Annotated in this window: 12 protein-coding genes; 1 reads left to right on the top strand and 11 read right to left on the bottom strand. The window is 35.9% G+C overall.

Annotated elements, in window-relative coordinates:
* Window positions 1-98: 98 nt before the first annotated feature.
* From preA to AC1EUU_RS11015, 9 genes are read right to left on the bottom strand one after another with little or no spacing between them, the layout of a single operon-like run.
* Window positions 99-1,430, bottom strand: coding sequence for an NAD-dependent dihydropyrimidine dehydrogenase subunit PreA (preA, locus tag AC1EUU_RS11055; RefSeq protein ID WP_480201483.1), 1,332 nt, complete (start codon window positions 1,428-1,430; stop codon window positions 99-101).
* A 4-nt stretch (window positions 1,431-1,434) separates the two neighbouring features.
* Window positions 1,435-2,760: an FAD-dependent oxidoreductase gene (locus AC1EUU_RS11050; protein ID WP_480201482.1), complete on the bottom strand. Its 1,326-nt coding sequence runs from the start codon at window positions 2,758-2,760 to the stop codon at window positions 1,435-1,437.
* Window positions 2,761-2,763: 3 nt separating this feature from the next.
* A complete protein-coding gene (locus AC1EUU_RS11045) occupies window positions 2,764-3,630 on the bottom strand; it encodes a nitrilase-related carbon-nitrogen hydrolase (protein ID WP_480201481.1) in 867 nt (288 codons plus the stop codon).
* Between the two features lie 26 nt (window positions 3,631-3,656).
* Window positions 3,657-4,007 carry a hypothetical protein gene (locus AC1EUU_RS11040; RefSeq protein ID WP_480201480.1) on the bottom strand — a complete coding sequence of 117 codons (351 nt, stop codon included), beginning with the start codon at window positions 4,005-4,007 and terminating at the stop codon, window positions 3,657-3,659.
* Window positions 4,008-4,011: 4 nt separating this feature from the next.
* Window positions 4,012-5,397, bottom strand: coding sequence for a dihydropyrimidinase (hydA, locus tag AC1EUU_RS11035; protein WP_480201479.1), 1,386 nt, complete (start codon window positions 5,395-5,397; stop codon window positions 4,012-4,014).
* Window position 5,398: 1 nt separating this feature from the next.
* A complete protein-coding gene (locus AC1EUU_RS11030; protein WP_480201478.1) occupies window positions 5,399-7,075 on the bottom strand; it encodes an NCS1 family nucleobase:cation symporter-1 in 1,677 nt (558 codons plus the stop codon).
* Window positions 7,076-7,083: 8 nt separating this feature from the next.
* Entirely contained in the window at window positions 7,084-7,506 is a 423-nt protein-coding gene (locus AC1EUU_RS11025) for a nuclear transport factor 2 family protein (protein ID WP_480201477.1), read from the bottom strand.
* 8 nt (window positions 7,507-7,514) lie between these two features.
* Window positions 7,515-8,849 (bottom strand): aminotransferase class III-fold pyridoxal phosphate-dependent enzyme, encoded by a 1,335-nt coding sequence (locus tag AC1EUU_RS11020; RefSeq protein WP_480201476.1) that lies wholly within the window; start codon window positions 8,847-8,849, stop codon window positions 7,515-7,517.
* 21 nt (window positions 8,850-8,870) lie between these two features.
* Complete coding sequence (locus tag AC1EUU_RS11015) at window positions 8,871-10,337, bottom strand: CoA-acylating methylmalonate-semialdehyde dehydrogenase (protein ID WP_480201475.1); 1,467 nt, start codon at window positions 10,335-10,337, stop codon at window positions 8,871-8,873.
* 287 nt (window positions 10,338-10,624) lie between these two features.
* On the opposite strand from AC1EUU_RS11015, the gene AC1EUU_RS11010 reads away from it, so the two are divergent.
* Window positions 10,625-11,722, top strand: a complete 1,098-nt coding sequence (locus AC1EUU_RS11010; protein ID WP_480201474.1) for a glycosyltransferase — start codon at window positions 10,625-10,627, stop codon at window positions 11,720-11,722.
* Here the strand turns inward: AC1EUU_RS11010 and AC1EUU_RS11005 are convergent, their stop codons facing one another.
* Window positions 11,723-12,613, bottom strand: coding sequence for a glycosyltransferase family 2 protein (locus AC1EUU_RS11005; protein ID WP_480201473.1), 891 nt, complete (start codon window positions 12,611-12,613; stop codon window positions 11,723-11,725).
* 17 nt (window positions 12,614-12,630) lie between these two features.
* Complete coding sequence (locus tag AC1EUU_RS11000; RefSeq protein ID WP_480201472.1) at window positions 12,631-13,302, bottom strand: cell division ATP-binding protein FtsE; 672 nt, start codon at window positions 13,300-13,302, stop codon at window positions 12,631-12,633.
* Window positions 13,303-13,393 lie beyond the last annotated feature (91 nt).

Below are 13,393 nucleotides of genomic sequence, written 5' to 3'. Positions count from 1 at the left end.
AGGTTTTTTGTAACTTTACGACTTAAGATGGTGTAAATCACTTGATTTACAAATCTTTTTCATAGCAATTTCCCACCTTTGAATAAAAGGTGGGTTTTTTATTTTGCTTTTAACGCATCAGATGGTTTTGGTACATAATGATGTTTACCTCCAGCTCTGTCGTCGTTGAAGGTTACGGGAATATCATCGTTCTGTGTTCGTTCATCCCAGGTTATATGTTGTGTCCCATCATCTCGTTTCTCCATCGTAATGCAATCTTCAACCGGGCAAACCAGCGAGCATAGGTTACACCCCACACAGTTCTCTTCTATAATACTAGGGATTCTATTGGTAGGGTCATCAGATAAGGCAATCGCTTGATGTGCACCATCGTCACAAGCTATATAGCAGAGTTCACAACCCACGCATTTATCTTTATTGATTTCAGCAACTACCTTATGTTTTAAATTAAGATGTTTCCATTCGGTAACATTAGGCAGTGCCTTTCCAGCAAAGTCGTAAATTGTATTGTAGCCTTTTTCTTCCATAAACTGGCGTAAACCTGCCTCCATTTCACGTACAATGCCAAATCCATAATGCATTACCGCAGTGCATACTTGAACTGAAGTTGCTCCTAACAGGATAAATTCAACCACATCGCGCCAAGTTTCTACGCCTCCAATACCAGAGATAGGTGTATTAGAAATTTTTGGGTGCTGCGCCAATTCTCGAATCATATGCATTGCGATAGGTTTTACCGCGGGACCACAATAACCACCGTTGGTGCCCTTTCCATCAACCACGGGCAGTGGTGCGTAAGTGTCTAAATCGATTCCTACAATACTTTTTATGGTATTAATGAGCGAAATAGCATCGGTACCACCTTTTACAGCCGCTAAACCGGGGTCGGTTATTTCAGAAATATTAGGGGTCAATTTTGTGATTACTGGAATATTAGCAGCATCCATTACCCAACCAACAATAGTCTCTAAAACTTCGGGTTCTTGACCTACTGCAGAACCCATACCGCGTTCGCACATACCATGAGGACATCCAAAATTTAATTCGATGCCGTCTGCTCCGGCATTTTCAACGTCTTTAATAATTTGCTGCCACTCAGCCTTACTTTCTACCATTAAAGAGGCAATTACAGCATGATCTGGAAAATATTTTTTTACTTCTTCAATTTCTCGAAGATTATCTTCTAACGGGCGATCTGTTATCAATTCTATATTGTTAAACCCCATCATACGGGTATTGCGGTAGTTCACTGAACCGTAGCGACTAGAAACATTAACCACCGGAACACCTAGTGTTTTCCATACCGCACCTCCCCAACCTGCGTCAAAAGCTTTCATTATTTGATACCCCGAATTTGTTGGTGGCGCAGAAGCCAACCAAAATGGGTTTGGTGCTTTAATTCCGGCAAAATTTATGGATAAATCGATCATACTCTTAGTTTTTAATTAAATATTGAAACATACCCTGCGCTGCCATCTTACCATCAAAAGCAGCGTTTACAACTTCTGCACCTCCATTAATAGCATCTCCACCAGCAAAATACATAGCATTCGATGTTTGAAAGTGCTCATTTACTTCAATTCTTGTTTTATTATCAATTGAAAGCTTATCTATAAGTGCATAAAAATGGCCTTGTTTTGCCTGTCCCGTAGCTTTTATGACCATATCACAAGCTACAATGAATTCGCTGCCTTCGATAACCTTTAATTGCCCATCAATTGACGCTGTCTTCTGGAATTTGACACCTTCTACATGTTGACCACCAATAATTTCAACAGGAGTGGCGTTAAAGAGGCTATCGACACCTGAACTGATGGCTAGATCATACTCAAAACCATACGCACCCATACGCTCTTTACCATTTCTATATACCAATACTGTTTTTCTAGCACCCATACGGGCAGATTCAGAAGCGGCATCCATAGCAGTATTTCCTCCTCCGATAACCACTACTTTTTCCGGTACCGAAATGCGATGTTGTTTCATTCGTAATTCTTCTATAAATTCTACCGCACCAACTACACCTTTCTTATTTTCACCTTCTAACTGTAATTCACGTGTTTGCCCTAACCCAACTCCTAAGAAAATGGCATCATAATCATGCTCTAATTGTTTTAATTGCTCTTTTGAGTTAATGCCCGATTTGTAATGAATGTTAAACCCAAGTTGATCTTGCAAATAATCAATTTCTTTTAATACTTCTTCATTTGTTATTTTATAAGGTGCAATTCCATACACGGTTAAACCGGAGGGTTTTTCCTTAGCCTCAAAAATATCAACCTCAAAACCTAGCGTTCTGGCTTCACAAGCACAAGCAATTCCGGCAGGGCCTGCACCAATGATGGCTATTTTTTTACCATTAGATTCTCCTACTTGAAACAATTTTTTCCCAGAATCTATTGTTTTATTAGTTGCATAATTTTGTAAACGCCCAATCTGAATGGGTGGTACATCTTGATGATTATAAACACAGGCACCTTCACATAAAACTCCAGTTGGACATACTACTCCACAGGCATTACCAAGCCAGTTGGCATCGAAAATAGTTTTTGCTGCTCCCGTTACATTGTTTGTGTGAATTTGCTTTATGAAAAGTGGAATATCAATGTGTGTTGGACATGCTTGTATACAAGGAGCATCATAACAAAATAAACATCTAGAACTTTCATAATACGCTTCGGTATTATTCATTAAAGGTTTTTTCTGTTTGAAATTTTTATCAAACTCCTCTTGTGTGGTTGGTCTTTTATATTCAGCCATAGACTATAGTTCTGTTAAACGTCCATAAGTTTCAGGTCTTCTATCCCTAAAGAATTGCCATGTAGAACGTACTTCTTCGATAAGATCAAGGTCAAACTCAGCAACTAATAATTCATCATTATCACGTGATGCTTCTGCAAATATTTGTCCGCGAGGGTCCACAAAATAGGATTGCCCATAAAATTTACCTAGGTCCCATGGTTTTTCTTCACCAACACGATTGATACAGCCCATAAAATAACCATTGGCAGCGGCATGTGCAGGTTGTTCGAGTTTCCATAGGTACTCACTTAACCCAGCCACAGTGGCTGACGGGTTATATACGATTTCAGCACCATTTAGCCCCAAGGCTCTCGCACCATCGGGAAAATGACGATCATAACATATATAGACGCCTACTTTAGCATATTTGGTTTGAAAAACAGGATATCCCAAATTACCAGGTTTAAAAAAGAATTTCTCCCAGAAACCAGTGGTATGCGGAATATGATTCTTTCTATATTTACCTAAATACTTACCATCTGCATCAATAACAGCAGCTGTATTATATAATACGCCGGGCTGTTCTTTTTCGTAGATCGGTACAACAATTACCATATCATATTTTTTAGCATAGGCTTGCATTTTCTCAATAGTTGGCCCAGGAACTGCTTCTGCCGAAGCATACCATGCTCGATCTTGCCCAGGACAGAAATAGGGAGTATTGAATATTTCTTGTAGACATAAAATTTGCACACCTTGTTTACCCGCATCTTCAATATAAGGAATGTGCTTGTTGTACATGGCATCCATGATTTCTTGTATCGTCCCTTCTCCTTCTGTCATCGGAAGGCTCATTTGTATTAATCCTGATTTTACTTTTCTTGGCATAACTATATGTTTATCAACTTATTGTTTTAATATTTTTTGCTATTTTTTATTAAGATATTCTCGCTACTTTCAACTAATATTTCACCTACAAATACATCACATTTGAACTTTTCCTTTATCATTTTAGCAATTTCTTCTTCATTTAATTTTTTATTAGAGTTAGATCTAATTTTTATCATAATTGGTCTATCATAATCACCTTTACTCCAATCATGAGATCTACTAATATTCAAATAATATTCTGAGTTGTCATCTTCAGATTCTATCCATTCCCAAACATTTTCATAATCTCGATAAAGATTATTAACTCCAAATATTTTTTCAAAATCAGGGAGTAACTCAGAAAGCTCCCTTTCAAGATAAATCCAAAATTTCATTTTATCAAATTACTGTTTTTGATGTTTTTCCTCGTGCTATAAATTGCCCATTACCTGCTTTTAGCAAACATTCGTCATTTTCTATAGCTACTTGCCCTCTTAATAGTACGGTTTCGGTTTTCCCAGTTACTTTTTGCCCTTCGTAGGCTGAATAATCACAATTCATATGATGTGTTTCTACAGATATTGTATGTTCTTTTTTAGGATCAAAAATTACGACATCGGCATCGCTTCCAATAGCAATGGTGCCTTTTCTAGGATACATTCCGAATATTTTTGCCGCATTGGTACAGGCTACTTCAACATATTTTGTTAATGATATTTTCCCTTTGTGAACGCCTTCTGAATACAATAATTCCATGCGATGTTCGATAGCCGGATGCCCATTTGGAATCTTAGAAAAGTCATCCTTACCCATCTTTTTTTGTTCCCACATAAAAGGGCAGTGGTCAGTTCCCACAACCTGTACTAATCCTTGATTGATTCCAGACCAAAGTGCTTCTTGATCTTTCTTTTCCCGTAAGGGAGGACTCATCACCCATTTAGCACCTTCAAAATCTTTCTCATATAAAGAGGCATCTAACATTAAATATTGTGTACAGGTTTCAACAAATACTTTTTGATTACGTTTAGTAGCGTGCCTTACCGCATTCAGAGCGCCTTCACAGGTCATATGTACAATATATCCAGGGCAATCGGTATAATGCAACATGTCTGCGAATCGTGCTGAAGCCTCTGCTTCTGTTACTTCCGGTTGTGACAGATAATGATATAATGGAGACAAGTTTCCTTGGGCTCTGTTCTTGGCAATTAGTGAATCTATCATATCTCCATTTGTAGCATGTACTGTGACCAAGCCACCATGTTTTTTTACTACCTTCATAAGCTGCACCATCTGTCCGTCATCAATCATTAAAGCACCTTTATAAGCCATAAAGGTTTTAAAGGAAATAATACCTTCCTTTTCAATCATTTGTACCACTTCTTTAGCAACATTTTCATTGAAATCGGTTACTGCCATATGATATGAATAATCACCAATGGCTTTCCCTTCTGATTTTTGTTGCCAGGTTTTTAAAGCATTATAAAGCGTGTCTCCTTGGGTTTGCAAAATAAAATCAATTACCATAGTGGTACCACCATGTAAAGCGGCACGTGTTCCGGTCTCATAATCATCACTAGAATAAGTACCCATAAAAGGCATATCTAGATGCACGTGTGGGTCTATTCCGCCAGGAAACACTAATTTATCAGTAGCGTCTATAACCTTATTGGCTTTATAGGTGAGATTTTGGCCAATGGCTATGATCTTCTCACCTTCAATATAAACATCGGCGTTATAATTTTCGGAGGCCGTAACTACATGGCCATTTTTTATAAGTATAGACATTTTATGCTTTCTTCATTAATAGTAAATACAAAATAAATGATATAATAAATCCGGTAAACCAGGACAATGAATATAAGAAATTTAATGCCGGTACCCAATAACCAATAAGTGCAGAAAAGACGCCCACAAATAGGGCAATCATCGCTGCACGATTAAAACCAGTTTTATTATAAGAATAGATACCTTCTTCTTTATAGAGTTCGGCCAATTGCATGTTCTTTTTTCTTACAAAAAAGTAGTCAGCGATCATAATTCCTAATACAGGGCCCAAAAGTCCACTTACAAATATTAAAAATCCGGAAATCTGATTTAACAACCACCAAGGCATAATAATAATACCTACGATCCCAGTGATAATTCCACCTGTTCTAAAACTAATTTTCTTGGGCCATAAGTTTGAAAATGCATTAGATGGTGCAATTACATTGGCCGCAATGTTCGTGCTTAGCGTGGCAATGATCATAAATATCTGAGCTATAATTACTACCGTAGGATTTTTAAAGCGAGCAATGAGCGATACAGGATCCCACGGTGCGTCATCAGCTATTAGAACATCTTTAAAATTAATGACAGCTGCACAGGTAACAAATATTCCTACAAATGAATAGAGCATCATAGTAAGTGGTAAACCTGTAAATTGCCCAACCACTTGGTCTTTCTGGGTTGCTGCATAACGTGTGATATCAGCAATACTAATAGACATTGTTGCCCAAAAACCAACCATTGCTGTAAGCCAAAGTAAGTAACTCCAAAGCTTACTTCCAGTTGATGTATTTGAAGCACTAACTACAGTTGGTATTACGATACCTGATAATATTGGGGTTTCATCTTCCGTATTTCTGAATTGTACCTGCAAATCTTCACTGGTAGATATTTTTATAGGGTCATTTGTAAAAGGTAGCCACGAACTAGTCTCATCTGAAACAATCTTATAATCTGTGACCTTCAAACTACCATCTTTATTTTTCAAAGAATTGAGATTGAGATAGGCAGTATTTTCATCATTTGTAATTGTAGCAGCAACATGCTCTAGTTGTTTGCTTTGATCTAGTACAATTTTAAATCCGCCAGCTTGACTATATCCCCAATAGATGAGTGCCAATCCCATAATGATGAGTATAGGTGCCGAATAGGTTTCTAGCCATTTGATGCTCTCGGTTCCCTTCCATATAAAATACATATTGATAATCCAAAAGATGGCAAATCCCACGAATTTCCCAATGGATAAACCAAGTTCGCCTGTTGAACCCGTGATAGCATTAAAAATAGCATAGATAGCAAGTCCACCAATCCAGGTTTGTACCCCAAACCAACCGCAGGCAATAATACCTCTGGCAACGGAAGCCAGATGCACACCTTTAGTGCCAAAAGATGCGCGTCCAATGACCGGAAATGGAATACCATATTTAACTCCTGCATGTCCATTAAGTACCATAGGCACTGTGATGATTAGGTTTGCCAATCCAATAATGATCAATGCTTCATACCAGTTTAATCCGGTTTTAATCATATATGAAGCTAACAAATAGGTCGGAATACAAACGGCCATACCAACCCAAATGGCGGCCAGATGCCATTTATTCCAAGTACGACTTTGCGGAGGAACTGGAGCTAGATCTTCACTATATAATGGTGAATTCGATACGTCTTCGTGTAATTCTACAATGTCTTTACTCATGAAATTAATTAATTTTGTTCTGGATATGCTTTCCCTTCATCTTGACTATGAGCTGCTGTTGAAGCATTTCTATGAATCCAAACCCAACGATCATCCAAGTGTTTAAGAACAATAGTCCAGCGAATAGGAACTTTTATATTTTGTTCCTTATAATCTAAATGAATAATTAATGTTACCGAGGCAACAGCATGATTTTCAGAGATGCGAATATCTAACCATTCCCATTCAAATTGGGTAGCGGTAGCGTCATTAAAATTTCTCAAAAAAAGATCTTTTACTTCCCGGCGCCCAACACATAATTCATCTGAACCCGTTCCTATAGCGGAAATATTATCAGAATCATCGAAAACGGACATAAGCATATTAATATCTTTAGCACAATATGCTTTGGCATAATCTTCCAAGGTCGATTTGATTCTTTCTTTAACCATAATAGAGACTAGTTACAGTATTGATCTGCAATCGCTATCGCTTGAGAAATAATTTCTAAACCTTTATCAACCTCATCTTTTGTAATATTAAGTGGAGGTGCAATAAAAATCCAGTTCCAACGTACAAAAGTGAACATACCGAGCTCTCTAATTTTTGAAGCCATTTTTAATGTTACTTCCATTTCACTAGGTTTTGCATTCCAAGGTGTAATAGGCTCTCTTGTATCTCTATTTTTTACCAATTCGATACAACCTAATAAACCGGTATTTCTAAAATCACCGATGGATGGATGCTTATCCTTTAATTTTTCAATTTCGGCCTCTATATATTTACCCATATCGGCGGCTTTATTCACCAGATTTTCTTCTTCAATGATCTTTAGATTCTCTAATGCAGCTGCACAGGCTACAGCATGTGCCGAATAGGTGAGCCCTAAAGTCATTGGGTTTTCATTAAAATGATTTGCAATAGTATCAGTGATGATCATTCCGCCTAAAGGAAGATAGCCAGACGTTAACCCTTTTGCCATACATAGAATATCTGGTACCACATCATGGTGTTCTATGGCAAACATTTTTCCGGTTCTTCCAAAACCGCTCATTACTTCATCATCTATTAAAAGGATGCCGTACTTATCACAGATTTCTCTAACTTTTTTGAGATACATCGGCGGATATTTAATACATCCTGATGAACCTGATTCTCCTTCAAATAAAATAGCCGCCACCGCATCTGGATTTTCAAACTTTATAACACGCTCTAAGTGGGCAGCCGCTCGTTCACCACATTCTTCTATTGACGATGAATTCCATGGACAGCGATAGAAATATGGATTTTCTATATGTACAAAATTATTAACGGCTTGATTGTCTACTGCAAATTTCCGTGGGTCGCCTCCGGCCGAAATAGCACCGTAAGTAGCGCCATGATAAGAGCGATAATGTGTAATAATTTTGTGCCTTCCGGTATAGATTCGCGCTAACTTTATGGCATTTTCTATGGCTTCGGCACCACCTAAGGTAAAAAAGGTCTTTGTTAGATTTCCAGGCGTAATCTCGGCTAATTTTTTTCCTAATTGCCCTCTAACATCTGTGGCCATACCAGGATATACATAGCTTACTTCCTGCATTTGTTTGGAAACGGCATCAGTAATTCGTTGATTACCATGACCAATGTTCACATTCATTAGCTGCGATGAGAAATCCAGGTATTTTTTTCCATCTCTATCAAAGACATATGATCCCTTTGCATGAGAAGCATTAATGGGGTTTAGACCACCTTGCTTTCCCCAAGAGAATAGTGTGTAATCTAGGTTGTTTTTTATGATTCGTTGGTTATCCATTAAGTTGATTTAGTTAAGATATTAGCTCATCCAATTTGTTTTAGCTTCTGGATTCCATTTAATGGTTGTTTTTTTATTCCGTGTCCAAAATTCAATAGAACTTCTCCCGGTGATGTCTCCAACACCAAATTTTGATTCATTCCATCCGCCAAACGAAAATGGTTCTCGTGGTACTGGTACTCCAATGTTTACTCCTATCATTCCTGCACTGGCACGCTCCATTACTTGTTTTGCGAGCCCACCACTTTGAGTGAATACTGCAGCAGCATTACCATAATTAGAACCGTTTTCAATTTCAATGGCCTCATCTAAATTTTTTGCTCTAAGAATTGATATTACCGGGCCAAAAATCTCTTCTCTGGCAACAGACATTTCTGTTGTTACATAATCTATAATTGTTGGGCCAACATAAAATCCGCCTTCTTTTCCCGGAACAGTTGTATTTCTACCATCTAATAAAATTTTAGCACCATCTTTTTCTGCTTCGGCAATATATCCTTCAATACGTGCTTTAGCTTCTGAGCTTATTACTGAGCCAAGATTTTCTCCAGGAACTATTTTTTTAGCTTCGTCAACCATTTTGTCTATTATATGTTGCACTTTATCAACACCAACCATAACCGAAGCTGCCATGCAGCGTTGGCCGGCACAGCCAGACATTGAAGCAACTACATTATTGGCAGTCATTTCTGGATTGGCATCTGGAAGCACTAACAAATGATTTTTGGCACCACCTAGCGCAACACATCTTTTTAGGTTTGATGTTGCACGTTTGTAAACTATTTTCGCCACCTTGGTTGAACCTACAAATGATACTGCCTCAATTTTTGGATGATCGCATATAGCTTCAACCACTTCTTTACCACCATTTACAATATTGAATACACCATCGGGTAGCCCGGCCTCTTTAAGTAATTCAGCCATACGCATAGTGCTTAGTGGCACAAGCTCAGAAGGTTTCATCACCATAGTATTACCTAATACTAGTGCATTTGGCATCGTCCAGTGTGGAACCATATTCGGGAAATTAAAAGGTGTAATACAGGCAACCACCCCCAAAGGTTTACGTTCAATTCTACATTCAACCCCTTTACTTACTTCTTGAATTTCATTAACAATAACTTGAGGAATGGAAACAGCAAATTCGCACAATTCCATACTCTTTTCTACTTCAGCTTTTGCTTCTCCGTAGGTTTTTCCATTTTCTAGATGAACAAGATTTGTAAGCTCTTCTATATTTTGCTCAAGAAGCGTACGATATCTAAAAAATATCTGAACACGTTCTTTAAATGTCATGGAAGACCATTCAGGAAAAGCTTTTTCGGCAGCTTTAACAGCTTCATCTACGTCATCATAAGTTGACAATGGTAAATTTGAAATAACACTGCCGTCCAAAGGGCTCATAACATCCATGGAACTATGCCCATTTCGTTCAAATTGTCCGTTTATAAAATTCTTTACTTCTGGTTGTTTCGCAATTGCTTCCATAACACAGTGGTTTTATGTGTTTAAAAAATAACTAATAACTAAGATGTAATTGCTAAAAAAGTAGGGCTTCAGACCCAAAAACTAAGTGACAAACATCTAATAAAAATGCAAAATTTTGCTTCAATGTTTATCAAATATATAAAATATCTTAGTGTATCAAAAGGTATTTTAATTTAATTGGCTTAATTTTTATCATAATGTTTAAATGCGATTTTAGTACTTACATTTTAAAATTTAAAAACCAATCAGTTAATTTTTTTACTTTCGTTATCAATTAAAACAAGGCCTTGCAGCGAATAATAATATCTGTTACAAATGATTTGATTATAGATCAAAGAGTGCATAGAGTTTGTACCACTTTGCATGAAGAGGAGTTTGATATTTTATTAATAGGGAGAAAATTAGCCAATAATTTACCATTAAACAGAGCTTATAAAACGCAAAGAATAAAACTAATCTTTAACAAAGGTTTTTTATTCTATGCTGAATATAATATTAGATTGTTTTTTAAGCTTCTTTTCGAAAGAAAAGACATTTTACTTGCAAATGACATCGATACACTATTACCAAATTTCTTAATTAGTAAGATTTTCAATAAAAAATTAGTCTTTGATAGTCATGAACTTTTTAGCGAAGTGCCAGAATTGATTTCTCGGCCGAGAGTAAAATGGTTTTGGAGTATCTTGGAAAAAAGAATGATTCCGAGGCTAAAAAATTGCTATACTGTATCAGATAGCGTTGCAAAGTTTTATATGGATACATATGGAACAAATTTTAAAGTAATAAGAAACCTTCCTATTAAAAGAGAACACAAGATTTTAGAAGATTTATTGCCTGATATAAAGGATAAAAAAGTAATTCTTTACCAAGGAGCAGTAAATGTAGGTCGTGGATTAGAATTAATGATCAAAGCAATGGACTTTATTGAAAATGCCGTATTTATTATTGTAGGTGATGGAGATATTCTTGAGCGATTAAAGACAAAAGTATTAAAAGAGAAAAAAGAAGATAAAATTCGATTTCTAGGACGCGTTTCTCCTAATAAATTAAGAAGCATTACTCCTAAAGCTACTATAGGAATTAGTATTGAAGAAGACTTAGGCCTTAATTACCGGTATGCTCTACCAAACAAGCTATTTGATTATATTCAAGCTGAAATACCTATTATAGTTTCTGATCTACCAGAAATGAAGAAAATGGTTGAGTCTTATGATGTTGGTTTAGTTTTAAATGAAAGAACTCCTAAAAGTTTAGCAAATATGATAGAAGAAATGTTACTTAAGGGAAAGGATTATTGGAACCTTAATTTAAAAAAAGCAGCCCGAGAATTAGTCTGGGAAAAAGAATCAATAAAGCTTAACGAATTAATCCGAAATCTAAAATAATTAGTTCTTCATTATCATACCCAGCAAGCCTAGTCGGTATAAGTCAAATACAAAAAGAGACGGACTAGAGGATTTTAAATTATGTTTTAATATAGATTTTGAAGTATTAAAAAGGAGTAAAAAAGAGGGTAATAAATTCCATTTTTTGAGCTTTAAAACAGTATCTAACAATCTACTATTCTCAGAGCTAATCATTTTCTCTTCATATAACTTATTGAGGTTTTTAATGGCATATTCAGTTTTGTTCAAAAAAATAGTAGATGTATCTAAACCTAGATGAATAACTGGATTATCAATATGTTTAATGATAATATTTCTTTTTTTAAGTTCTTGTGAAAATAAAAGGTCTTCATATCCATAACCTGAGAGTTTGTTATGAAACTCAACAAAATCAAAAATTGATTTATCAATCAAAAAATTCGAAGCGAAAAAAAATCGATACGGAGAACTATTCCTTTTTTTTACGGAAACCTGTTCTCTATTTTTACCGTATACCCAACGCAATACTTGCCCCTTGTTTGGTTTCTGATCAATGTATGAAACTCCTCCACATACTATTTGATCAACATCAATAAGTTGCTTAACGTATGAACTAATAAAAGTCTTGTGTAGTGGTGCTACATCGCAATCCAAAAAAAGCAATTTCTTATAGCGTGCCTTTTTCACGAGTAGATTTCTTATTTTACTCCTTCCAATATTCTCATCTAATTTGGTATATGAACAAAAAGTGAGCTGGTTTATCAATTTATTTGTTTCAGACGCTGAATTATTTGACGCATCATCAACACAAACTATTTCAAAAGATAAATTTGAATTATCAAGTTGCCTGTGAATTTCTTTTACTAAAGGAAGCGAGTTATAATTAAATATTGGAATAAGAACAGAAATCACAAAATAAAAAGCTCAAATTAAACCACTTCAAATACTTTTTCACCCTCGCATTTTATAGTTTTATGAGGATATTTTAAGATCAACGCATAATCATGAGTTGCCATTAAAATAGTTTTCCCGCTTTTGCTAATTTCTTCGAGTACGCTCATTACTTCAAGAGAAGTTTTAGGATCTAAATTACCTGTAGGCTCATCTGCTAATATCAGCTCTGGGTCATTTAATAATGCTCTAGCAATAGCAATGCGCTGCTGCTCACCGCCTGAAAGTTGAAATGGCATTTTGAACCCTTTCGTTTTCATACCTACTTTTTCAAGTACATCATTAATTTTTACCTCAATCTTTCCAGTATCTTTCCACCCTGTCGCTTTTAACACAAATAATAAATTATCATGAACATTTCGATCATTAAGCAGCTTAAAATCTTGAAAAACAATACCCAGCTTTCTGCGCAAAAATGGAATATCTTTTTCTCGAAGCTTTTTCAAATCAAAACCTACAATACTCCCTTCGCCTTTATTAAGCGGCAAGTCACCATAAAGGGTTTTCATCAGGCTACTCTTACCACTACCTGTTTTTCCTATTAAATACATAAAATCACCTTCAAAAATGTCTAAATCAATATCAGATAAGACTAAATTTTCTTGCTGAAAAATAGAAGCGTTTTTTAAATGTAATACAGGTTTAGCCATTAATTTTATGTTTTATTGCTACAAACTTACTGTTTAAATTTTAAATACTAAAGCAGCATTTTTATAGTGTTTTTAATTTTATATTTGGATG

The organism is Maritimimonas sp. 2205BS37-2, from assembly GCF_056591755.1.
This window is presented reverse-complemented; position numbering and strand designations above follow the sequence as displayed.